General features: G+C 50.3%; 19 protein-coding genes. 9 read left to right on the forward strand and 10 right to left on the reverse strand.

From position 1 onward, the window contains the following. Positions 1-390: 390 nt before the first annotated feature. Positions 391-2,814: an RNA polymerase sigma factor RpoD gene (gene rpoD / locus H8K27_RS14965; RefSeq protein WP_408058462.1), complete on the forward strand. Its 2,424-nt coding sequence runs from the start codon at positions 391-393 to the stop codon at positions 2,812-2,814. Between the two features lie 100 nt (positions 2,815-2,914). Here rpoD and H8K27_RS14970 read toward each other — a convergent pair whose 3' ends face one another. Together H8K27_RS14970 and pnuC are read right to left on the reverse strand one after the other, a co-directional pair. Then, complete coding sequence (locus tag H8K27_RS14970; RefSeq protein ID WP_408058461.1) at positions 2,915-3,430, reverse strand: AAA family ATPase; 516 nt, start codon at positions 3,428-3,430, stop codon at positions 2,915-2,917. Between the two features lie 2 nt (positions 3,431-3,432). Beyond that, the gene (gene pnuC / locus H8K27_RS14975; RefSeq protein ID WP_186863975.1) at positions 3,433-4,020 is read right to left on the reverse strand and encodes a nicotinamide riboside transporter PnuC; all 588 of its coding nucleotides are present in this window, start codon (positions 4,018-4,020) and stop codon (positions 3,433-3,435) included. A gap of 182 nt (positions 4,021-4,202) precedes the next feature. On the opposite strand from pnuC, the gene H8K27_RS14980 reads away from it, so the two are divergent. Beyond that, positions 4,203-4,691, forward strand: a complete 489-nt coding sequence (locus H8K27_RS14980; protein ID WP_186863976.1) for a pilin — start codon at positions 4,203-4,205, stop codon at positions 4,689-4,691. Between the two features lie 81 nt (positions 4,692-4,772). On the opposite strand, the gene H8K27_RS14985 is transcribed toward H8K27_RS14980, so the two are convergent. Further along, positions 4,773-7,022 (reverse strand): TonB-dependent receptor plug domain-containing protein, encoded by a 2,250-nt coding sequence (locus H8K27_RS14985; protein ID WP_186863977.1) that lies wholly within the window; start codon positions 7,020-7,022, stop codon positions 4,773-4,775. 179 nt (positions 7,023-7,201) lie between these two features. Further along, positions 7,202-9,943 (reverse strand): PAS domain S-box protein, encoded by a 2,742-nt coding sequence (locus H8K27_RS14990; protein ID WP_186863978.1) that lies wholly within the window; start codon positions 9,941-9,943, stop codon positions 7,202-7,204. Positions 9,944-10,279: 336 nt separating this feature from the next. Here H8K27_RS14990 and H8K27_RS14995 point away from each other — a divergent pair, with 336 nt between their 5' ends. Further along, positions 10,280-10,918, forward strand: coding sequence for a response regulator (locus tag H8K27_RS14995; RefSeq protein ID WP_186863979.1), 639 nt, complete (start codon positions 10,280-10,282; stop codon positions 10,916-10,918). Positions 10,919-10,975: 57 nt separating this feature from the next. On the opposite strand, the gene maiA is transcribed toward H8K27_RS14995, so the two are convergent. Both maiA and H8K27_RS15005 read right to left on the reverse strand, forming a co-directional pair. Continuing rightward, positions 10,976-11,632, reverse strand: coding sequence for a maleylacetoacetate isomerase (gene maiA, locus H8K27_RS15000; RefSeq protein WP_186863980.1), 657 nt, complete (start codon positions 11,630-11,632; stop codon positions 10,976-10,978). Between the two features lie 11 nt (positions 11,633-11,643). Then, the gene (locus H8K27_RS15005) at positions 11,644-12,342 is read right to left on the reverse strand and encodes a fumarylacetoacetate hydrolase family protein (protein WP_186863981.1); all 699 of its coding nucleotides are present in this window, start codon (positions 12,340-12,342) and stop codon (positions 11,644-11,646) included. A gap of 155 nt (positions 12,343-12,497) precedes the next feature. Between H8K27_RS15005 and H8K27_RS15010 the strand changes: the two genes are divergently transcribed. Continuing rightward, positions 12,498-13,817 carry a TRZ/ATZ family hydrolase gene (locus H8K27_RS15010; protein ID WP_186863982.1) on the forward strand — a complete coding sequence of 440 codons (1,320 nt, stop codon included), beginning with the start codon at positions 12,498-12,500 and terminating at the stop codon, positions 13,815-13,817. Between the two features lie 63 nt (positions 13,818-13,880). Beyond that, positions 13,881-15,644, forward strand: coding sequence for a M14 family metallopeptidase (locus H8K27_RS15015; RefSeq protein WP_186863983.1), 1,764 nt, complete (start codon positions 13,881-13,883; stop codon positions 15,642-15,644). Between the two features lie 62 nt (positions 15,645-15,706). Here H8K27_RS15015 and H8K27_RS15020 read toward each other — a convergent pair whose 3' ends face one another. Next, positions 15,707-16,945 carry a nucleoside recognition domain-containing protein gene (locus H8K27_RS15020; RefSeq protein WP_186863984.1) on the reverse strand — a complete coding sequence of 413 codons (1,239 nt, stop codon included), beginning with the start codon at positions 16,943-16,945 and terminating at the stop codon, positions 15,707-15,709. A 209-nt stretch (positions 16,946-17,154) separates the two neighbouring features. Here H8K27_RS15020 and H8K27_RS15025 point away from each other — a divergent pair, with 209 nt between their 5' ends. Then, positions 17,155-17,604 (forward strand): hypothetical protein, encoded by a 450-nt coding sequence (locus tag H8K27_RS15025; protein WP_186863985.1) that lies wholly within the window; start codon positions 17,155-17,157, stop codon positions 17,602-17,604. Positions 17,605-17,635: 31 nt separating this feature from the next. On the opposite strand, the gene H8K27_RS15030 is transcribed toward H8K27_RS15025, so the two are convergent. Further along, positions 17,636-18,283, reverse strand: a complete 648-nt coding sequence (locus tag H8K27_RS15030; protein WP_186863986.1) for a DUF1345 domain-containing protein — start codon at positions 18,281-18,283, stop codon at positions 17,636-17,638. Positions 18,284-18,504: 221 nt separating this feature from the next. Between H8K27_RS15030 and H8K27_RS15035 the strand changes: the two genes are divergently transcribed. From H8K27_RS15035 to H8K27_RS15045, 3 genes are read left to right on the forward strand one after another with little or no spacing between them, the layout of a single operon-like run. Continuing rightward, entirely contained in the window at positions 18,505-18,828 is a 324-nt protein-coding gene (locus H8K27_RS15035; protein ID WP_186863987.1) for a hypothetical protein, read from the forward strand. Then, positions 18,825-19,679: an HDOD domain-containing protein gene (locus H8K27_RS15040; RefSeq protein WP_186863988.1), complete on the forward strand. Its 855-nt coding sequence runs from the start codon at positions 18,825-18,827 to the stop codon at positions 19,677-19,679. Before H8K27_RS15035 ends, H8K27_RS15040 begins: the two co-directional genes overlap by 4 nt. 48 nt (positions 19,680-19,727) lie before the next feature. After that, positions 19,728-20,699 carry a GGDEF domain-containing protein gene (locus tag H8K27_RS15045; protein ID WP_230419373.1) on the forward strand — a complete coding sequence of 324 codons (972 nt, stop codon included), beginning with the start codon at positions 19,728-19,730 and terminating at the stop codon, positions 20,697-20,699. Positions 20,700-20,806: 107 nt separating this feature from the next. Here the strand turns inward: H8K27_RS15045 and H8K27_RS15050 are convergent, their stop codons facing one another. Beyond that, positions 20,807-21,484: an OmpW/AlkL family protein gene (locus H8K27_RS15050; protein ID WP_186863990.1), complete on the reverse strand. Its 678-nt coding sequence runs from the start codon at positions 21,482-21,484 to the stop codon at positions 20,807-20,809. Between the two features lie 15 nt (positions 21,485-21,499). Further along, complete coding sequence (locus tag H8K27_RS15055; protein WP_186863991.1) at positions 21,500-23,026, reverse strand: alpha/beta hydrolase family protein; 1,527 nt, start codon at positions 23,024-23,026, stop codon at positions 21,500-21,502. Positions 23,027-23,086 lie beyond the last annotated feature (60 nt).

The raw sequence follows: 23,086 nt of genomic DNA on the forward strand, positions 1-23,086 counted from the left end.
AAAAACAGCTTAACTGATTCAACTATTTCTATTCCCAAGACCGGCTCCACACTGACCTTAGGCAAAAAAACTTTGCCAGCCAGCCGCCCGGTGCTGCCTGCATCCGCACAGGTTCAGGACAATGAACATGCCACGCAGGCAGATACCAGCGCGGCATCCCCAGTTACGGTCGTGACCCGACGCCGCTCCCGCCTACAGCCTGTGATGGCGGAAGCGATTGTTACCCCAGTCAAAGCGTTCACTGCGGAAGAAATAGAAGCCATCAGCAACATGCCTGCAGATGAAACGATTTCACTTCCAGCCGAATTAGCGGCACCACCGGAAAACCGCGACGATGTAGACACACCGGACAGCAGTTCGGACAATGTCGTCACTGCTGCCGAAGAAACCATTAAGGCAGAAAAAACAGAAATTCGTGCCGATTTAAAAGCGGAGTTACTCACCCTGACCGGTGCCGATATTGCCAAACCACGCGCCGCCGTCATCAGGAAGACCACTCCGAAAGTTGCCAAGAAATTGCTGTTGTCTGATCAGGAAAACAATTCTACTCCTGTCGTAAAACGCGAAATCCGCCCTGCGGCAGTAAGAACCGTTGTTCCGGTACCGGTCGTAACCGCAAAAGCGGTTGCGCCCCAGGCAATCTCGTCTGTACCATCGCCGGCTCAGGCATCTCCCCAGGTTCCGCCTCAGGTTGCCAGATCAGCACCAATCACGGCAGGTACGCCTGACCGCGCCCCCGAGCCAACCGTGTTGAAATCTTCGCCCGCAAACAGCGTCCCAAGCAACGCAATTGATACGTCCGGCTATGTTTTGCCGGAGATGAAAGAACCGGCAAAACGCGGACGCAAGGCAAGCGAGTATGCATTTGAGAATGACGAAATTCAGGCGCTCAATGCGGCAGAGTCTGCCGAACTCAAACGGGCTGCCCGCGCGAAAGCAAAAAAACCCGGCACCGTGAATAACGAAGCGCAGCTGGAACAATATCGCAAGCAGCTTACCAAGCTGATCCGGCTTGGCAAAGACCGTTCCTATCTCACACATGCGGAAATCAATGACCATCTGCCGGAAGAAGTGGCCGATCCTGAGATGATTCAGGACGTGATCAGTACGCTTAATGATATGGGGATTGCTGTCTACGATCAGGCTCCGGATGCGGCCATGATGCTGTTGACCGATACCACCAATACCGCCGTCAGTGATGATGAGGCAGAATCGGTTGCCGCAGCCGCACTGGCGACGGTTGATTCCGACTTCGGCCGCACCACAGATCCTGTGCGCATGTATATGCGCGAAATGGGCGGTGTTGAACTGCTGACGCGCAGCGGTGAAATTGAAATTGCAAAGCGTATCGAAGAAGGCCTGAAAGACATGGTTCAGGCGATTTCTGCCTGCCCTGTTACGATCAAAGAAATCCTGCTGATTGCTGACAAGGTAGAAAAGGACGAAACACGTATTGATGACATTATTGATGGTTTGCTGAATCCCGAAGAAAGTGATGAGTCGGCACTGATGCTGAATGATGCCGACGATCATGAAGAGGTTGAAGATGACGACGATGCCGTCTCGGAACAGGTCACCGGAATCAGTGATGAGCAGTTGCAGCAGCTGAAAACTGCTTCGCTCCAGAAATTTACAGCAGTCCGCCGCTATTTCGCGCAGATGCAATCTGCGCGAGAACAACATGGTTATGCATCTGCTCAATATACGCGAGCACAACAGGCTGTGTCGCGTGAATTGCAAGGCATGCGTTTTACCGTCAAGGCGGCTGAAAAATTATGCGACACGCTGCGCAAGCAAATGAAAGAATTGCGTCATACAGAAAAACAGATGCTGGAATTGCTCGTGAACAAGTGCGGCATGCCCCGTGCTTATTTCATCGAAATGTTGCGCATTCATGCATCCAATCCGGTATGGCTTGAACAGGAAATGCAGTCTTCACAGCCTTATGCTGCTGTTCTGTCACGTCAGATTCATGCCGCCCGGGAATTACAGCAAAAACTGATCCGGCTGGAAGAACACGTTGAACTGCCACTGAATGCACTGCGTGAAATTAACAAGCAAATGATTGCCGGCGAAAAGCGCTCCAGCGAAGCCAAACGCGCAATGACCGAGGCCAATCTGCGGCTGGTGATTTCGATTGCCAAGAAATATGTCAATCGCGGTCTGCAATTCCTTGATCTGATCCAGGAAGGCAATATTGGCCTGCTCAAAGCCGTGGATAAGTTTGAATACCGGCGCGGCTATAAATTCTCCACTTATGCAACATGGTGGATACGCCAGGCCATAGCCCGTGCGATTGCCGATCAGGCGCGCACGATCCGCGTGCCGGTACATATGATTGAAACCATCAACAAAATGAACCGCATCAAGCGTCAGCTGTTGCAGGCAAGCGGACTGGAACCAGAACCGGCAGCCATTGCAGAAAAAATGGGCTTACCTGAAGTCAAAGTCAGAGAAATCCTCAAGATTGCGAAAGAGCCGGTTTCTCTTGATGTCCCGATCGGGGATGATGGTGATTCCCAGCTGGGTGATTTCATTGAAGACAATGCCACCATGTCGCCTATGGCTGCCGCCATGCAGGCCTCCGTACAGGCAAAACTGAAGGAAGCACTGGATTCGCTGAGTCCACGCGAAGCCAAGGTGCTGCGTATGCGTTTTGGACTGGATACCGCCAGCGAATTCACACTGGAAGAAGTTGGCAAGCAATTTGAAGTCACTCGCGAACGGATTCGTCAGATCGAAGCCAAAGCCATGAAAAAATTGCGGCACCCGGGCAAGGCAGAACATCTGAGAAGCCTGATGGAAAGTCAGTAACCGAAGGAGATCGCCGGGAAATAACGGCATCCGGAAACCGGCGAGATACAGCTAAACGAAGAAAATAAAAAAGCCTTTGATTTGATATCAATGGCTTTTTTTACATACTCAGAAATGATAAGGCAAATTCAACCTGTTCCACGCGTTGTGGCAGGCTGCCCTCAATCAGCAAATGAGGAATTCCACGCTCCTCCAGAATATCCATCAGGCGTTCATGGATCTTTGCCCTGACGGCAGGAGATTCGCGCTGCAAACCATCTGGCACCCACGGCAGATCGGGAGCAGTGACCAGCGTAAAGTCATAATGGTGTGCCGCTGCCAGTGCGGCCAGTTCGGGGTCCGGTTCAGAAAAATAATGTTCGCTGTAAATCGCCGTCATGAGCGGCGTGGTGTCGCAAAAAAGCCAGTGATTCGCCTGTTGCAGCGCAGCCGCTTCGCGCTCCAACTGTATCCGGGCGATGCCAGCCTGTTCGCTGGCAAGCGGAACTCTCTGCTGCTGCTCAACGAACTCACGCAGATACTCCGGAACCCATACAGTCTGGTAGCGTAGCGCCAGTGCCTCTGCCAACGCAGATTTACCGGATGATTCCGCGCCCAGTATCGCGATTTTTTGCACATTCATTCCTTGCCTAGCCTGCTCCATGCGCGCCACCCCGCCATCGCCATTATCACAAATACGGCATATAAAACCGCAGTTAACACCAGATTTTTGTACACATACAAACCCACGTACAGCAGATCAACCATTATCCAGATCAGCCAGTTTTCTATTTTTTTTCTTGATAATAAAACCTGTCCTAATAAGCTGCCGGCCGTCAGGAAACCATCCATCTGAGGCACATCGGTATCGGTCTGCACTTTCAGAAACCAGGCCAGCAGTATAAATCCAGCAGCCCATGTCGCAACCGAAGCCCCCCATTGCTGCATCGTCAAACGAGACACAGGCAGAGAAACGTCCCCGGTGCCGCGTAACCAGCATATCCAGCCCCACACTGACACCAGAATAAATGCCAGCTGCAAACCCATGTCGCCGTATAATCTGGAGTGAAAAAAAACGATGCCATATAAGGCTGAGGACAAGATAGAGAACAACCAGGCCCAATGTATCTGACGGATATTTAATGCAACCGTGCATACCGACAAAGCAAAAGAGAAAATTTCTAACGGCGTCGAGCTGACGCTCCAGAAAAATATCGGTTCATTCATCAGTTCAGTCATCGGCTTATTGGTTGATCAGTTTTATCTGTTACGGATTGAGCGGCATGCGCATAACGAGACGGCATTATCAGTGATCGCGGTGATGATGTCATGTTCTTGTTAGAGATGTTGCAATCGTGCCGGGTCAGGATAACAGTCCGCGTTCACCCCTTCTGCATTTTTGAATTCATATGAAAACAAAAAACGGTTTTTCTTTACTTGAAGTTCTCGCAGTGATTGCCATCATCGCCATACTGGGCGCAATGGCAGCGCCATCCCTGCTCTATAAGATGGTAAAAGACCAGATTGAGTCATCAATACCATTGACTGCTTTCGTCAAAAAACCGGTTGAAGCTGCCTGGGCCAGCAATCAGGATTTACCACAGAATAACCTGTCTGCCGGTTTGCCCGTGCCTGAAAAAATTGTCGGCACCTATGTCAGCGCCGTCACTGTAGATAACGGCGCAATACACATCACCTTTGGAAACAGCGCCAGCAACGCTATCCAGAAAAAGATACTGACTCTGCGTCCAGCGGTAATTGAAGATGCACATATTGTCCCGGTTACCTGGGTGTGCGCCGGCGGTGCAGTGCCGGATAAAATGACAGTCAAAGGGGAAGACAAAACCACCCTGCCACCGGAATATCTGCCATTAGCCTGCCGCAAACGAACTAAATAATCACCGTACGTTTCCTGCGTCAGAGTCAATGACTATAAAAAAGCCAGCATCTGCTGGCTTTTTTTCGGTGCAACACTTTGATTAAAACTTATGCTCAAACATGGCACGGACAGCGACGGTTGTCGGCGTTATATTTGTCTGCGTGACAGAGCCGCTGTTGTCAGCATACGTACTGGAAGAAATATTATCCTGATGAAGCATGTTCGCCAGTGAAATCCTGAGCGTGGTTTTAGGATCAAATTTCCACAAGGCATACAGATCCAGCACTCGCTTCGGCACAGAATATTTGCTTTGTGCGGCCGAGATTCTGACCGGACCTGCATCCTGGAAACTGGCATTTCCACCGATAGTCAACGGCAGGCTATCGAGCTTGTAATCAAGACCGATATTCGCGCTGACAGGTGTTTGAGAATCCAGGCGGTTATTCGGTCCCGGAACCGTTTTCAGATCCGACCAGTTCAAGGACAGGTTGGCACGAAAATCAATCGCTGGCGCATCCTTCATGACGGACCGCAGCGGAAACTTCGCTTCCAGCTCAATGCCCTTGGTATTCGCCACACCATCGTTGACAGGCATCGTCACCCATAAGCCATTGAAATAATTCAATTGCGTACGAATGATGTCATTAATATGGCGCATATAAACGCTGGCGCTGAGCATGCCACCATCAGGGAGATAATGCTCAAATGCGGCATCAATGCCCCAAGCCAGTTCTGGTTTCAGCTCAGGATTTCCCATGCTGTCAGGACTGGTCGCACTGTTATTATTTGAGATATAACGACGGGGAATCAGTTGGCCCGTATCCGACGCTTTATAGGTGCGGGTAATACCGAATCGCACCTGGTCATTTTTACTGTCCGGCAGCTTCCACAATGTTTGTAAAATCGGGCTCCAGACACTGGATTTATTCCTTACCTCGCTATAAGCACTACCCTGACTGCGGGTATCCAGCGCCTCCCAGCGCAAACCGGTATAGACAGACCACTGTTTGGTGACATTCCATTCGTCCTGGGCAAATAAAGCCATGCGCGTCACATCTGCATAAAACACCTCATTCAGATTGATCGGCGTCAACATGCTGCCGGCACTGACCACGTCATTCTGCAGTCGCTCTTCATTCCGCTTGCTGTATGCACCATCCCAGCCGAAAACAAAAGCATGATCTTCAATCAATGACGCGGAATATTTACCGCTGGTTGTCAGACCTTTGTCGCTGGCGCCCGAAGTCGTTTTACGACCCAGTATCTGTGCGGCATTCAGGCCATAACCAAGCAGATCGACGTCGGAATTACGATGGTTATAATTCAACCCCAGTTTGATATCCAGCTTGGCGCTGTCTGCCAGCTTATGGATCCAGTTCAGATTAGTCCGGATCATGGCGAAATCTGATTGAACCCGTTGCAAGTCACTGACATACGTAGGTAATGGCCCCATCGCCGTCTGGGAATTTTCTGAAAAATTCCCGGAAAACCGGCTGGCGTTAATAAAACTCTGGGTGGTGATGGTATCTCCATTCTGCAGATTAATATTCACACGCGGTGCCAGCCCGACGCCATTAAAAGTTCCCCATCCCAGCTGATCAGTATGACGCAGTAAATTTGTTTGTCCGGCCGCATTGGTGACGAGCTCGTCAAAGTAAGAAGGACGCTCATAGCGGCCATGATTCAGGTTGCCCGAGATCGAGTAAGAGTAACGTCCAGCCTTATCAGAAATCTGGAAATTGGCATTTTCACCCCATTGACCGCCATCCTGCTGGCCGCCGATCTTGATTTCTTTCTGTGCGGTCTGCACTGCTTTTTTTAAGACGATATTGATCGCTCCGGCGATCGCCTGGGTACTGTATTCTGCTGTCGCTGCGCGGATGATCTCAATCCGTTCAATCAGATCGGGCGACAGCGAGTCGAGCGAAAACCCGGGGGGACTAGGCTCGCCATTGAGCATAATCTGGGTATAACCGGAACCGAGACCACGCATACGGATCTCACCACCGCGTCCCTGCACACCACCGATCGTGATACCGGGCAAACGCTTGAGCACGTCGCCGACCGTGGTATCTCCGTAACGGACAATGTCTTCCTGCGTCACAACGATTTTGGTTGCCGTATCCTGACGGCGCTCATCGTACGTGCGATTACCCTGAACTTCGACCTTCTGAATCGGGGTGCTGTCAGGTTTCTGCTTTTTTTTCTGTTCATTGACAGAAGCATCTGTGTCACCCGCGGTAACAGGCGGTGTAGCGCTGCTCTGTTGTGCGTATGAGAAGGAATGACAGGCCAGTAAAACCGACATCGCCATCAGGTTCAGGGAAAAACTTGGGAATCGCGTGGGCATGGAGAAATGATATGAGTGATACTTGCGGAAACAGAAGATAATTTTCCCAGTTCAGACATATCATAAAAATAAAAGTTCCCAATGACAGTAGATTCATCACGACATCGTAAGACCATCGGAAAGCTGATCTGTACTGCCACAGCGAAGATCAGTACACAGCGTTGCAGATGCTATCCAGATCACTGAATGGCTGGCAGCTCGCCTGAGATATGCGGTGCGACACAAGGCAACAACAATATGAAACTGGTTCCTTCACCAGTCTTGCTCTGCAGACGAATTTCACCACCTAATACGCCGGTCACCAGGTTGTAGACAATATTCATGCCGAGCCCTGAGCCACCCTGCCCCAGTTTGGTAGTGAAAAATGGGTCGAACACTTTTTTCTGATCGCTCTCACCGATACCGATACCGTCATCAGAAAAAATAATTTCCACCTGACTGTCACCCACCAGCCGGCTATACACACGTATTTCACCATGATCACGGCCATCAAACGCGTGCACAATTGCGTTCGTCACGAAATTCGTCATGATCTGCCCCAGCGGGCCGGGATAACTGTCCATCTTAATCCCTGCCTGCAAATCCAGCTTCAATATATAGGGTGTTTTTTTATACATCGGCGCCAAGGTAGCAATGATTTCATCCAGCACCAGTTTTAAATCGAAGGTTCTTCGCTGATTACTCGACTGGTCAACGGCCACCTGTTTAAAGCTGCCAATCAGGTCCCGCGCGGCCTCCAGATTGCGCATCAGCAGGTCGGCGCCATGCGTCGCCACCTCCAGATACTGCTCGAGTACAGAGCGCTTCAGCTGGCCTGCTGAAATCATCGCGGCAAACTCGCGCGTCTGATCCTGCAGCGTACTGGCAACAGTCACACTGTTTCCCAGTGGCGTATTCAATTCGTGAGCGATTCCGGCAACCAGCGAACCCAGAGCCGCCATTTTTTCGGAACGGATCAGTTCCTCCTGAGTGTGCCGCAGAGATTCCATTGCACAAGCCAGCTCGGCATTGGCCTCCTGCAAATTCTGGGTGCGCTGCTCAACACGCAATTCCAGTTCATTGGAAATTTCCCGGATTTCTTTCTCAATCTGGTACTGCCGGGTAACATCCATCAGCGAGAAAATACATACTCTTCCTGCATTCGCACTCATCAGCCTGGCTGACATCAGACATGTCATCACCGTACCGGAAGCATGTCTGACGCTGACCTCAACCTGTTCAACATTTTTACCATTCAACAGCTGTTGAATCGCTATTTCCGGCTGCTGGTTACTGACCCAGAAATGATGCGCATGTTCGGCATTGCAAACCAGATCGCGCACGTAACCAAACTGCCTGCTCCAGATATCATTGATCTCAATAATCTCTCGTTTATCAATATCCATCAAGCCCAGCGGAATCGGGGACAACTGGAATAAAGTTGCATATTTTTTTTCGTTCTCTCTGGTGAGATTTTCTGCCAGGACCCGTGCATTCTCAGCCTGAATATCTGCCTCGATACTCCTGGATGTCAGCAATAAATATTCTTTATTCTCCAGCCCAAAACGGGTTCCGGAAATGCAGCACTGAACGATATGGCCATCTTTATGCCGGAAAGCGACCTGAACATCCCTGACTTCACCATCGTTGTTAATGCGGGCAATCAGGTCTGTGCGCTGCTGAGGGTCTGCCCACAGATTCAGTTCTGCCGAGGTATGTCCGATCGCTTCATTTCTGGTATAGCCACTCAGAGGCTCCCAGTTCCGGTTCACATCGAGATATTGTCCGGACTCTAATTTCGTAATGGTCAGCGTCTCTGGTACCAGTTGAAAAACCGTTGATAAAATTTTCTCTCGTTCTTGCAACTCCCGTTCCGCGATTTCACGTTTGATCTCAGCTTCATGCAGCGCTGTGATGTCCTGCATGACATACATAACATAAGCCTCTTCGCCTGCGTTAAAGCGGGTAGCAGAAATAGATACATGGAATGAATGCCCTTGTTTATGACGGAACTCGGCATCAAAGTGATGCACCTCACCGTCATCCCTCAGCAAAGACACCATTTTGTCGCGGACTGAAGCATCCCGCCAAAGGCTCAGTTCTCCGGAAAAACATCCCAGCGATTCTTCCCGTGAATAACCAGTAACACGCTCCCAGTGCCGGTTCACTTCCAGATAACGGCCATCACTATCTCTGGTAATCAGCAACGCATCAGGAACCAGTTGAAAAATTTTTTCAAATAAAGCCATGCGCGCTTGTTGCAATTCAGCGTCATCCGTTTTGGCTGATAATTTCTCTTCATTTACGGGGGAAGATAATTTTTCATTCAAGCGGGAAATTTCGGACAAAATCGTCAGAAAAATGACCGCAATTTCGATCAGGTTACGGCCTCCCCGCAATATCTGCCCCTGATTGGAAAATTCGTCAAACAGATTCAACAGCACCAATATCACCGCATCTGCGATCAATAACACTGCCAATGGAATGACTAAGGCCGGTGCATTGTTGACATTACCGCGATGGCGCCAGGCAGAAATCCCAATGGCTAAAAAAATAAAAACAGGATAAGCTACCTTCGATGCCACACGTCCGCCATCCGTCAACTCTGACAGGTGCGTCACGAGCACCCACATAACCGCCAGAGCCAGTCCGGACATCATCTCGATCACATGAAGTGGCTGTCGCAGACAAAAGCGCACACCAAGCCATAGGGCACTGGCATACGCAAAAAAGAAAAACGCTTCTGCAATATCAAGATAAGGGAATACGCCGTAAAAAAAATCCAGCGCATGACGACAGGCCTGCAGCCCGCAGGCAAATGCCCAGTAGCGGGAAGCGCTAAAATCAGCGCTGATTTTAGGCAAGGCCAGCAAAGCCAGTGCAGCCAATGCATATACCAGTACCGATACATCATTAGCAAAGAAAACATTTATCTGGTGCATAAAATTTCCGGTATTGCTAATGTCAGAGTAAGAAAGTTATCCCGTCGATGCCATTCGGCGCGTAGAGGAATTTTTTCCGGAGCATACAGACAGCAGCATCACAATGAAAGGCAGGCATCAGAATTTTGCTCTCGGTGCGTTCCGGTCAGACTCGGCAGATTTCCTGTAGATAGCTCAAAATAGTACCATTCCCTCCGGGTAAAATGAAAAAATCATCGTCAGTTACAACATTATTTGGAGGAATGTCACTTTGTTTTTCATACCCTTGATTAAGGAGGCGGCATCACATACTATTCAGGAAGAAAAACAATCTATTCAAGCACCAGGGGAACACTGATGAAATCAGAACACAGTAAAACGCCCGGCTTGCAAAAGAACAGCATCCTGGTCAGCGTTGGCTCAGGTCAGCTCTCAGGATGCACTGGGTTTGTTAACATTCAGCGTCTGATCGCCTGCAGCAATCACGAGATTGCTGCCACCGGCAGTCTGGACGACGACCTTATTGATTTCCTGGATGAGGAACCGCTGGATTCTCATCTGAAAAGAGCGCTGCATCCGTGGAAAATACTGATCACGGATGATGATGCCAATGTTCATGACACGACCCTGCTGGCGCTGAGCGGTGTGCGCATTCATGGCAGACCTCTTGAATTCCTACATGCGTATTCAGCCAAAGAAGCGCAAGAATTGATTCTCGCGCATCCTGATTTATCGCTGGTTTTACTCGACGTGGTAATGGAAACCGTGGATGCCGGTCTGAAGCTGGTTAAAGTCATCCGGGACGAACTGGCAAAAAAAGATCTGAAAATCGTGCTGCGCACCGGGCAACCCGGTTACGCGCCAGAAGACAAGGTCAGCCATCAGTTCGCGATTGACGGTTACACCACTAAATCGAAACTGACCCGGTCTTTGCTGATCTCCGTTTTAAATGATGCGCTGATCGGCAAAGAGTCTTCCGGCCACCTTCCGAACTAAAAGCCGTCGCCGGAAAATTGGCAAAAAACATCCGGCTGACGGCACCGGATCAATCAGTTATTCTGCATCGGGCTGATTTGAGGGCATCGCCTTGATGAATGCAGGATGTGTCTGGCAGGCTTCATTGATTTTCATCAGTACCGGCATGCCTGACAAATCACATTTGAAGCGCTGGGCATTCGCAATCTGAGGTATCAGGAAGCAATCCGCAAAACCTGGGGTATCACCGAAACAATACTTCCCCCGCGTCTTTTGTGCTGCCAGTTTTTTTTCTATGACAGCCAGCCCTGATTCGCACCAATGCCGGTACCAGTTATTTTTGTCGGTATCGGACAATCCCAGCGCTCCCGTCAAATATTTCAGCACACGCAGATTATTCAACGGATGAATTTCACATGCAATCGACAAGGAGAGCGCACGCACTTCTGCTCTCGCCACCGGATCTGCCGGCAGTAAAGGATGATCCGGATATACCTCATCCAGATACTCCAGAATGGCAAATGACTGTGTGAGCACCACTTGCTCCCCTGCGACCGTATCCGTCAATGCGGGAACCAAGGCTTCGGGATTGAGCTGGCGATAGGCCTCAGACAATTGTTCGCCACCATGATTCACCAGATGAATCGCTGCCTGTTCGTACTCCAGCCCCTTGAGATTGAGTCCGATTCTGACGCGGTAAGAAGCAGAGCTTCTGAAATAACCATATAGTTTCATACGTATTCCAGTTAAATAATTTCGACAGTCAAAGATCCCAGCAGATCAATCGCACCTTCCAGCACATCACCCCGCTTAACCGCGGCAACCCCTTCCGGCGTGCCGGTAAAAATCAGATCACCGGCCTGCAGCGTGTATAACTCCGACAAGGCAGAAATAATTTCCGGCACGTTCCAGATCATTTTACTGATCTTGCTGTGCTGCCGCTCCGCGCCATTCACGGACAAACGGATTCCGGCATGGCTGATATCGCCCGTGGCGGCACGTGGCATGAGTTCACCGACAGGGGCAGAATAATCGAAGCCCTTGGCGGTACACCAGGGACGCCCCTGTTTTTTGGCTTCGGCCTGTAAATCACGGCGCGTCATGTCCAGACCCACAGCGTATCCCCAGATATAACTTTCTGCCTCATCCACCGGAATTTTGCTGCCCGGCCGGCCAATTGCCACTACGAGTTCAATCTCATGGTGCAGATCTTCCGTTTTGGGCGGATAAGGCATTTTGCCTGTCTCACCCTGTCCGACCGGTAACACCGCATTACCCGGCTTCATGAAGAAAAACGGCGGTTCTTTTCCCGTCCCACCCATCTCTATCGCATGATCCGCGTAATTACGTCCCACACAATAAATCCGGTTAACCGGAAACAACAGATCAGAGCCAGCAATCGGTAATGCCGGTATTGCGGGGGCGGGAAAAACAAAATGTGTCATCGTCTGAATCCTGAAAATGAAATCACGCTAAAATTTTTGTTCTGAACAAACCCGGCAAACAATCAGAACGCCAATTCAAGCTTGTTCAAAGAGTGCATGAGCAAATGTGATCTGATGCATTGTGGATATAATGACAGCTTATCCGGAAGATTGCCATGACACAAACTACCTGCCTCTATCCTCAATACTTAATTCCTGTCGAACCTGCTGCCACCGTCCTGTCCGATCATGCACTGGTCATGCAGGACAACAGCATTCTTGATATTCTGCCTGCCGCAGATGCGCGCCGCCAGTATGCCGAAGCATCGCATATTCCGCTGACAACACATGCCCTGATGCCCGGACTCATCAATCTGCATGCCCATTCGGCCATGAGTCTGCTGCGTGGCCTGGCGGATGACCTGGCACTCATGGATTGGCTGAATCATCATATCTGGCCAGCCGAAAAACAGCATGTTTCGGACGAATTCGTCTTTGACGGCAGCTGTTATGCGATGGCGGAAATGATCCGTGGCGGAACAACCACCGTGAATGATATGTATTTCTACCATGATGCCGTTGCTCGTGCCGGCGTCCAGTCAGGCATGCGAACAATTGTGGGTTGCAGCATTCTCGAATTCCCGACCAATTACGCGCAAAATGCTGATGAATATCTGCAGAAGGCAATGAATGCCCGGGCCAGTTTTGAAAATCAGCAATGCATCGACTTCCGACTGGCGCCGCACGCTCCGTACACCGTGGCTGATACAACATTTCAGAAAATTATCCGGACGGCAGATCAGTACGGTATCGGCATTCATTGCCATATTCACGAAACGGAAGATGAAATCAACAGCAGCCTCCAGCAATACGGCATGCGGCCCCTGCAACGCCTGCATCAGCTGGGCTTATTAAGTCAGAAACTGATTGCGGCCCATGTCGTGCATGCCAGCGATGAGGAAATTACCTTGCTCGCTAACACTGGCGTCAGCGTCGCGCATAATCCGGCCAGCAACCTGAAGCTCGCATCCGGCTTTGCCCGTATTCATGCCATGCAGAACGCCGGCGTCAATGTCGGTATCGGCACCGATGGTGCAGCCAGTAATAACAAACTCGATTTATTGGGCGATGTCCGTCTTGCCGCCCTCCTCGCCAAAGCAGAATCCGGTAACCCATCGGCACTGACAGCACATCAGGCACTGGAGATGGCAACCCTGGCAGGCGCCAAAGCACTGGGCATGGAACAACAAACCGGCAGCCTGGTTCCGGGTAAATTCGCCGACCTCATTGCGATTGATCTGTCCTGCATTGAAACCCAGCCTTTATTTGATCCGGTGTCCCAGATTGTTTATGCCAGCGGCAGGGAACAAGTCAGTCATGTCTGGATTAATGGACAATGCGTCATGCAGGAACGGCAGCTGACCACGCTGGATCAGGGAGCATTACTCAGCAAAGCAGCATGGTGGCAACGACGGATCAAATCTCCATCCTGCTGAACTCCGCCACTTCCACTCACCTTACTTCAGCAAACGCGCTGATATTTTGATGATTTCTGACTGATGAAACGACTGTCTTTTTATTTGGCTGTGCTGCTCGCAAGCAGCGCATGCTTTGCTGCGGATACGCTGACCACGCTGGCAGAACAAAGCGCTTATCAGAAAACCGGCCGCTATGATGAAGTGGAATTACTGTGCCGGAATTTCCAGAAAAATTACCCCAAAGCGATCCGTTGCCAGGAATTTGGCCGAACACCGGAGGGGCGCCCGATGCTGGCACTGATCGCGACCAGAACCGGTGCCTTCACACCTTATCTCGCAAAAGAAAAACTGCTGCCAGTCACATTGATACAAGGCGGGATTCACGCAGGGGAAATCGATGGCAAAGACGCTGGTTTTCTGGCGCTCAAAGAGCTGCTGGACAATACTGCTGCCAAAGAAGCCTTAGATAAACAGGTATTGATTTTTGTCCCCGTCTTTAATGTAGACGGCCATGAAAGATTCGGTGCGTGGAACCGACCAAATCAGCGCGGCCCGGAACAAATGGGCTGGCGCACGACAGCGCAGAATTACAACCTGAACCGGGACTATCTGAAAGCAGATACTGTTGAAATGCAGTCCATGCTGCGGCTGATTAACCAATGGGATCCGTTGCTGACGGTAGATCTGCACGTCACCGATGGCGCCAAGTTTGAACATGATATTTCGATTCAGGTCGAACCGGTTCATGCAGGGGATAACGCACTCAGGGAGGCCGGCAAAACATTACAGAATAATGTGATTACCGATCTGAGCAAATCGGGTTCGCTACCATTACCTTTTTACATGTCGTTCAATAAGGACGATGACCCCATGTCGGGATTTACCGACGGCGTGCCTGCACCACGTTTTTCACACGGATATTTCCAGTTGAGAAACCGATTTGGCATGCTGGTGGAAACGCATTCCTGGAAAACGTATCCGACACGGGTCAGAATCACTCGTAACACGATTATTTCGGTCCTTGAGCAAGTATCCAGATACGGTGCAGAGTGGCGGAAAATCGCACTGGAAGCCGATATGCGCGCGGTCAGCAATGGCGGTAAAAATATACCGGTAACCTATAAGGCCAGCGAGCAGTTCAAAATGATCGCCTTCCGCGGCTATGCTTACACCAGAAAGCCATCCGAGATTTCCGGTGCACTGATGACCAGTTATGACGAGACAAAGCCGCAGATCTGGAACGTTAAGCTCCGTGATGAGATCCTGCCTGATGCACTTGTTCAGGCGCCATTGGGAGGTTATCTGGTACCGGCATCGCATGCCCGCTCAGTCATTGAAAAATTGCGTGTTCACGGACTGCAGTTTCAGACACTCAATACGGCACTGAATCAGATTGATGCCGAGCGATTTGCGACTGCCAAAGCCACGTTGTCGCCAGAGTCTGTCGAAGGTCATCAAATATTACAACTGAAAGGAAACTGGGTGGCGACCCGGCAAAGTGTCGGCAAGGGCGCTTTATTCATCCCGATTGCCCAGCCCAAGTCGGCTTTGGTGGTGGCAATGTTTGAGCCACAGGCACCAGATGCCCTGGTTAACTGGGGATTGTTCAACAATATGTTCGAGCAAAAAGAATACATGGAAGCGTATGTGGCTGAAGAAGTGGCGCGGGAACAGCTGGCAGCCTCACCCGAACTGAAAGCGGCTTTTGAAAAGCAATTAAAGGAAGATCAGGCATTCGCCAAAAATCCGGCGGCTCGGCTCGAGTATTTTGCGCGCCGGCACGCTTCATGGGATCAGCAGTATCAGCAATATCCGGTATTGCGGCTGAATACCGTACCAAAGTAAACAGTTATTCAGAAATGTTGTCTGGCAGCGGGCTGGGCTGATCTGAACAGCCCGCACATTCATCAATGGAAAAACAGGTAGGCCACAAAAATTGCAGCAATCACACCGGCCAGATCAGCAATCAGCCCAACGGTAATGGCGTAGCGTGTCTTACGGATTCCGACAGAGCCGAAATATAAAGCGACAATATAAAACGTCGTATCTGCAGATCCCTGAAAGATACATGCCAGGCGTCCGACAAAAGAATCCACGCCATACGTTTTGATAACGTCAATCATGATCGCTCGCGACCCGCTGCCGCTCAGAGGCCGCATCAGTGCCGCAGGCAAAGCTGAGGTGAAATCAGTGTTCAGACCCGCTTGCGTAAATACCCAATTGAAACCGGCAACGATATAACTCAGCACTCCCGAATTTCTCAACACACCAATGGCGACCAGCATGCCGACCAGATACGGAATCACCGTCAACGAGGTCTGAATACCGCCTTTGGCGCCTTCGATAAAAGCGTCATAGACATTAATTTTCTTTCTCATCGCTGCAGCCATAAACCCCACCACGATCGTCAGCAACAACAAATTACTGCTGACCCGTGAAAACAGCTCTATTTCTGCACGGCTCATGTACTGGCTCATATACCAGACCAGTCCGATCATCAGGGCACTGATGCCTCCCAGCCAGGAAATCACCACCGGCTGCAACAGATTGATGCGCTGGCAAACTGCCACCGCAAGCAATCCGACCAGCGTCGCCACATAGGTCGCAATCAGACAGGGAATGAAAATATCCGACGGGTCTTTCGCGCCCAGCACGGCCCGTTGCGCCATGATCGCCAGCGGAATCAAGGTCAGGCCGGAGGTGTGGAGTACCAGAAACATAATCTGCGCATCACTCGCCTCTTCTTTTTTCGGATTTAATGTCTGCAGGCTTTCCATGGCTTTCAGACCAAAGGGGGTGGCTGCATTATCCAGACCAAGCAAGTTGGCGGAGAAATTCATGACCATGTGCCCGTTTGCCGGATGATCACTGGGTACTCCCGGGAAAATACGTGCAAAAAAAGGGCCGATCACTTTTGCAAAAAAACCGATAACACCGGCTTTTTCACCAATATTCATCATTCCCAGCCACAGCGTCATCACACCCGCCAAAGGCAGCGCGACATCCATGACGCCGAGGCGGGCGGATTCAAATGTGCCATCCATGATGCGCTTGAAAACATCGGCATCGCCCAGCAACAGCCATTGAGCCAGTGCCGCAATAAAGCTGACCAGAAAAAATCCGGTCCAAATATAGTTAAGTGCCATCGTTGAATGTTTTAAATGAATATCCGTGCAGGCGTTTTAACATGAAAAGAAACGAATCACGAATGATTTTTTTCATTCTGTCCATAGACGCACGACATGGAAGAAACATCCTGTTGCAGTTCTTACTGCCCGCACAGAATTTCATGTCATCGCGGCGGTAATGAAAGACGTTGCAGAACTATCCACGCCAGAACAACAGGAGAATTACCATGTCCACCACTTTATTATCACGTCTGACTGCCTGCGCCATGCTGATGCTGGCCACGACGACAATCATCTCAAACAACGTACAGGCTCATGAACATGGCGAGCGGGAAGGACATGAGCGATATGAAACAGAGCAGGTACGTCGTTACTCTCCCGGTTACCAATACATTTACTACCCCGCCCGGCAAATCTATTTTTCACCTCAGTTCCGCACCTGGTATTGGCCTGATGGCCGTGGCTGGGTCAGCGGCAGCCAGCTTCCCCCTTACTTCAGAATAGATTTCCGTGCCGGCGGCATTCCGGTCTCACTGAGCTCCCCTTACCCGTATACAGAGCATGTGTACGTCGAGCAGAATTACGGCAGGCCATGGCGCAGATACCGGGACTGGCATGATGAGGATCAGGATGACGACGATGACCACGACCGATACTGGCATCACCATCATCATTGATTCTGATTGATCTGCCCCAAATCAGGCAGCCTCAGTTCCCTACCAATCCTGCCGCAATATTGATAGAAAAACCCAATACCGCCAGATTGAACAGGAAACTCAGCACAGAATGCGCCAGCACGGTCTTGCGTGCGCTGCGCGATGCCACCGCGACGTCGGATGTTTGCGCAGCCACCGCAATCGTGAAAGAAAAGTAGAGGAAATCCCAGTAATCCGGCATCTGTTCGTCATCATTAAACCTCAAAGCGCGATGTTTCTCCGGAGAGTTATAGAACAACAGTGCGTAATGAAAACAAAAAATCACTCCCAGCAGCAGCCATGAACCAAGAACCGTGATACTGGCAAAAAAATATTTCGCCATTCGGATATCTGCCGGCAAAGTCTTACTGCCGGACAGCTCCAGGATAATCGCTCCCAGACTGATGGTGGCAGATAATGACAGCAAAGCCAGAACGACAATTGCGCTGCTGTCCTGCTGAAGAGCGATTTCGCGCACATGAATTCCTTTGGCTCTGCTCATCAGCCATGCCATCAGACCCAGGTAAGACCAGACTGCCATATTCCAGCAAAACAGGGCTTTTGTCGTCCAGGCCCAGTGCACGGGTAAAAATAAAATACTGATCAGAGCCAGTCCGAAAGTAATCGCCAGCCGGGGACGTTGTATCAGGATATTCGTCATAAAATTTTTCATCAGCAAGTATGAGATAAATCGTCCCGGATCAGATTATTTTCAACGAAATCACTTATTTCTGAGATGAATCTGTAGAAAAAATGGATGGGCAGTGTAGTATATCTGTATCAAAAATTGCCACACAACAAGAACAGACATCCATCATTCAGCGCCTTGAACCACTGCACAAGGATTTCTGTACCGGATGGTTTTGATCAGGAGATGCCCGAATGAGTACACACAGTCATTACCTGCCGTTAAGCAAAATTACTGCCGGTATGATCCTGGCTGAAAACCTTTTAGATAAAGTCGGCCATATCCTGCTTCCAGCCGGCACCGTCTTGACAGATGGCATGCTGCGCTCCATTGAGAACCACCACATCACCCAACTCTGTCTGGAAAAAGAAGCGCCTTCCGCGGAGGACGCGGAGCAATTACTGCAGAACCAGAGGCTTCGGCTGACCAAACTGTTCCGGAAACAGCCTGATGATATCGAACCAGCAAACACCTTGCGACATTATGTACAGGTTTATCGCGAAAGAGGTACATCATGACGACTGACACCAGATTTTCCATTCATCTGGATGATGTCATCCGGCATATCAGGGACTTGCCTACGCTGCCGGAAGTCGCTCAGGAATTACTGGCAGAGCTCGATAATGATGAAAATAATCTGGATCTGATTAATGAAAAAATTTCGATGGACCATTCGCTGACAGCGAAAGTCCTTCGGCTTGCCAACTCATCGCATTACGGCATGAATTCCCGTGTAGTCACGGTACAGCAGGCAACCTCACTGCTCGGCGTTAAAAGTATTAAAAATCTGATCCGCACAACTATTCTGGCAAACCGTTTTCCACCGACACCCTGCGAGGGATTTGATTTCCGCGTGTTCTGGCGTCACAGTATTGCGACTGCTATCTGTGCCGAGCTGATCTCGCGCGCACTGCATATGAAACACGATTTTGCATTTACTGCCGGTCTGCTGCACGACATAGGCCGGCTGGTTCTGGTCATCTCCTACCCCGACCGCTATGCCGCCGCGATTCAGTACAGAAACATGCATGACTGCTACATGCTGGATGCAGAGAGAACGATATTACAGGTGGATCATATTGAAGCCGGAGTGGCCCTGGCCCAGCAATGGCATTTTGCCGACGCCGTGCAGGATGCCATCCGTGGTCATCATCAGCCGGAAATTCCCGGCATCCACTCGCTGGCGTCAGTGATTCATGTTGCGGATGCCATCACACATGCACTTGATTTATCCGAAGACCAGAACGATCTCGTGCCGACGCTGTCAAAACGTGCCTGGGATACCCTGGCACTGAGTGAAACGGAATATCTCGCTATTTTCAAAGAAACCGAAATGCGGGTGGAAGCTGTGAATCAAATTTTAACCTGATAAATTAATGTGCTCATGTATCTGGATAAAACGATCTTGGAACAATTGATGTATTTTAAGAATGCCGCATACCGAATTGAGGATATTCATTTATTCCGTGACATCAGTGACAGCGACCTGCTTTTAATTCGCCAGATCATCCAGGATTGTCCGGTGGTGAAAGCCAGAGCAGGTCAGATTGTGCTGGACGCAAACAGCTCGGGTTCCCGGCTGTACATTGTTCTCGATGGCGCACTCGGCATCACCAAACTCAATGAAGATAATAATCATGTTGAGAATTCGATTACGCAATACTTGCCCGGCGAATGTGTCGGGGAAATTTCCGTCCTGGATGAAGAAATTCATTCCGCCACCATCTCGGCTTTGTGCGACAGCGATCTGCTGCTCATAGAAGCAGATACGATGTGGCGGCTGATCGATGAATCGAATGGTGTCGCGCGCAACCTGCTGCAATTACTGTCTTTCCGGATTCGTGCCGCCAATGCACAAATCCGCAGCCGACAGAAAGTCGGGGAATTTTACCGCCAGCTGTCAATGGTTGATGGCCTGACTGGCTTGCATAACAGAGCCTGGCTCAATGCACAAATGCCCGGTCTGATAGAACATGCACTGATCAGCAGTAACCCGTTGAGCATCATTCTGGTGGATCTGGATCATTTTAAAAAATTCAATGACGAACATGGCCATCTGCTGGGAGATGATGCCTTACAAAGCGCGGCCAAAGTGCTGAATGCCGGTCTGAGACCAACTGATTTTGCCGCCCGTTACGGTGGGGAAGAAATGATGGTGATTCTGCCTGGCACCAACCAGAAAGCCGCACTGGGTGTGGCCCAGCGCTTATGTACAAAACTCAGTAAAACCAGGATCTTTGCGGATCAGCATAAGGTTTTACCGCACATCACCGGCTCCTTTGGCGTCGCAACCCTGCAGCCACATCAAAATGCAGCAGACCTTATTGATGCGGCAGACCGGGCGCTGTACCGGGCAAAAAATGGCGGACGGAATCAGGTTGCAATTTAATCGTGTAAGACACTCACCGCCTCAACCATCATCAAATAAATGAAAAAAAGGGGTTCCGAAGAACCCCTTTTTCACATCTACTCAGAAACAAGTTTGTATAGATGTACTCAAAAACTATAGCCGACACCTAATGTCACTACGATAGGTTTGAAGTCGATTTTAGTTTTACGCTCAATACTGCCGGTTGTCGCCGTCAGATCCGTTTTCACTTTTGCTGTGGCAACGGAACCAATCAGTGACCAGCGCTCATTCAGCTTGTACCTCGCACCAATCTGGGCTGCCAGACCAAAAGACTCTTTCAGTTCAATCTTTGTCGGACCGCCAGTCGCGATATTATTGGAGGCCGTCGCGGTCGCATCAAAGAACTGGGTGTAGTTCAGACCCAGACCGACGTAGGGACGGAATGTGTCAGAAGCAGCGCCAAAATTATAGTTAATGAATACAGTCGGAGCGCGCTGCTTCACTTTGGCAATCACACCGTAAGGACCAAGAACGCCACGTCCATAGACATTATGCTCTGGCGGCAAACCTGCAGTCAGATCCAGATCCAGATGATCTGTCAACCGGTGCGTAATACCAAACAAAACCGTATTTGCATTACCAACAGTCAGCCCTGCGGGCTGAGGCGTCAGGAATGCGGGTCCATTACTGGTGAAGTCTGGTGACTCAGGGTGCAGGAACACGCCAATCACACCAGCCCTGACGGTGTTGTTATATTCGTCGGCAAAAGAAGCTGTCGACAGCAATCCCAACAATACTGCAGCGGCGATTTGAGTTTTTTTCATGATCCGTTTCTCCGCTTATTTAGCCAGCACTTGTTGGAAAAAACCACGCGCAGCTGCATTGCAGAACGGTGGAACCAAGGCGCCATGATAGACACTGGCAACCGCTGCAGCCGGATCCTGCTTGGCAGCAATGGCGGCATTAATCGTTGCAGTTTTCACCTGAGCAAAACCGATTTTTGCCGCAGCAAACGGATCGGCAGCGCTGGTTGGGCTGGTATCCACGTCGAGTGTCGTCAATGCTGCTGCAGGCAAGCCCTTCGCCAGGAAGAATCCTGCTGTTGCCTGAGTGCTGACAAAAAAGACTGTCGGATCGCTGCCACCACCGCACAACATCACTGGCACGTTAGGAACATAATTCCGCAGATCGTTCTTCACGCCGGCTTTACGCAGACCATTGGCTGGCGTGCAGTTCAGCGGATCAGCAGGATTTACATTGCACGGATTTTGCTGTGCGTCAGCCAGATAAGCGTTGCGATAACTGGTTTTAATCAGATTACCATCGCCAAAAAATACGCTGAAAGCCGGTGTGGATGGGCCAGGCATAGAGTTTTTAGCAAACAGTGCAGTCGCCGGCAATTTTCCGGTTGTGAACAAATCACTGAAAGACAAAGCACCCGGGATCAGGCTTTCGATACCCGCAGCGTATTTATCTTCATAAATGTCGCCCGGAGTGGAATACAGGCCACCATAAGATTTCTGCCAGCTGGTGGTAATCATCGGGAAAAATACGGTGCCACCGGCATTCGGGCTGCCAGCAAACACAGCATCACCTAATAAAGCCATGGCGTAAGGACCAGACATACCTGCCAGAGCACTGACTTTAAATTCAGATGAGTAAGTGGTCTGCATAGCGCGTTGTGTCGCCATTGCAACGTGACCGCCTTGCGAATAACCCGCGATCACCAGCTTACCGGAATCCTGAGCGCCAATATTCGGGAACGCTTTACGCGCTGCGCGCAGCGAGTCAACCATATCATTCGCTTGCTGCTCTGCGTTCAGGTACGGGTGATAACTCAGGGAAGAAACATCGTAACCGGCATAGTTGGATGCAACGACAATGAAGCCCTGTGCAGCATACATCGCAGCCACCATCGTAGCTTCTGCGTTGTCGCGCAGGTTTGCCATATTGAAGGTTTTATCGACGGTTGTACCATGCGCATACAACAATACAGGACGTGGACCAGCACATGCGGGATCGCTGCCGGACGGCACCATGATTGCACCGGTCGCATCTGTTGGTTCATTCGCGCCGCCAACCGTTGTATATTTCATGTAATACGTCGAGATGGCACACTTGGGCACACCTGTCACCTGAGTGAAACCTGGCTTTGCGGCCTCCAGCATCGCGCCGAAGACAACAGGATCCAATTTAGTCAGGGCCGGACCGGATGCCTGAGGAATTGGTACAAGATTAGGTGGATTAGCCACCAGTGTGCCGCGTGCTACCGAAGTGTCGATCGTTGGGCCTGGGCTACCGCTACCGCCGCATGCCGACAAAACCATCGCCGACAGCAGACCCAGCGTTAACTGATAATGACGCATTATTGTCTCCTTAAAAATTTTGTATGTAAGTTACAAGAACAGTCCGATGGAAAATTAAAG

The sequence above is a fragment of the Cognatundibacterium griseum genome (assembly GCF_014284195.1).
In the GTDB taxonomy this organism is placed as follows: domain Bacteria; phylum Pseudomonadota; class Gammaproteobacteria; order Burkholderiales; family Burkholderiaceae_D; genus Undibacterium; species Undibacterium griseum.

Bases quoted from the DNA above. Each gene is read 5' to 3' on its own strand.
- H8K27_RS14990 (WP_186863978.1), bottom strand. From the start codon at position 9,943: ATGCACCAGATAAATGTTTTCTTTGCTAATGATGTATCGGTACTGGTA.
- H8K27_RS15015 (WP_186863983.1), top strand. From the start codon at position 13,881: ATGAAACGACTGTCTTTTTATTTGGCTGTGCTGCTCGCAAGCAGCGCA.
- H8K27_RS15040 (WP_186863988.1), top strand. From the start codon at position 18,825: ATGACGACTGACACCAGATTTTCCATTCATCTGGATGATGTCATCCGG.
- maiA (WP_186863980.1), bottom strand. From the start codon at position 11,632: ATGAAACTATATGGTTATTTCAGAAGCTCTGCTTCTTACCGCGTCAGA.
- H8K27_RS14995 (WP_186863979.1), top strand. From the start codon at position 10,280: ATGAAATCAGAACACAGTAAAACGCCCGGCTTGCAAAAGAACAGCATC.
- H8K27_RS15030 (WP_186863986.1), bottom strand. From the start codon at position 18,283: ATGACGAATATCCTGATACAACGTCCCCGGCTGGCGATTACTTTCGGA.
- H8K27_RS15020 (WP_186863984.1), bottom strand. From the start codon at position 16,945: ATGGCACTTAACTATATTTGGACCGGATTTTTTCTGGTCAGCTTTATT.
- pnuC (WP_186863975.1), bottom strand. From the start codon at position 4,020: ATGAATGAACCGATATTTTTCTGGAGCGTCAGCTCGACGCCGTTAGAA.
- H8K27_RS15035 (WP_186863987.1), top strand. From the start codon at position 18,505: ATGAGTACACACAGTCATTACCTGCCGTTAAGCAAAATTACTGCCGGT.
- H8K27_RS15010 (WP_186863982.1), top strand. From the start codon at position 12,498: ATGACACAAACTACCTGCCTCTATCCTCAATACTTAATTCCTGTCGAA.
- H8K27_RS15055 (WP_186863991.1), bottom strand. From the start codon at position 23,026: ATGCGTCATTATCAGTTAACGCTGGGTCTGCTGTCGGCGATGGTTTTG.
- H8K27_RS15005 (WP_186863981.1), bottom strand. From the start codon at position 12,342: ATGACACATTTTGTTTTTCCCGCCCCCGCAATACCGGCATTACCGATT.
- H8K27_RS15050 (WP_186863990.1), bottom strand. From the start codon at position 21,484: ATGAAAAAAACTCAAATCGCCGCTGCAGTATTGTTGGGATTGCTGTCG.
- H8K27_RS15025 (WP_186863985.1), top strand. From the start codon at position 17,155: ATGTCCACCACTTTATTATCACGTCTGACTGCCTGCGCCATGCTGATG.
- H8K27_RS14985 (WP_186863977.1), bottom strand. From the start codon at position 7,022: ATGCCCACGCGATTCCCAAGTTTTTCCCTGAACCTGATGGCGATGTCG.
- H8K27_RS14980 (WP_186863976.1), top strand. From the start codon at position 4,203: ATGAAAACAAAAAACGGTTTTTCTTTACTTGAAGTTCTCGCAGTGATT.
- H8K27_RS15045 (WP_230419373.1), top strand. From the start codon at position 19,728: ATGTATTTTAAGAATGCCGCATACCGAATTGAGGATATTCATTTATTC.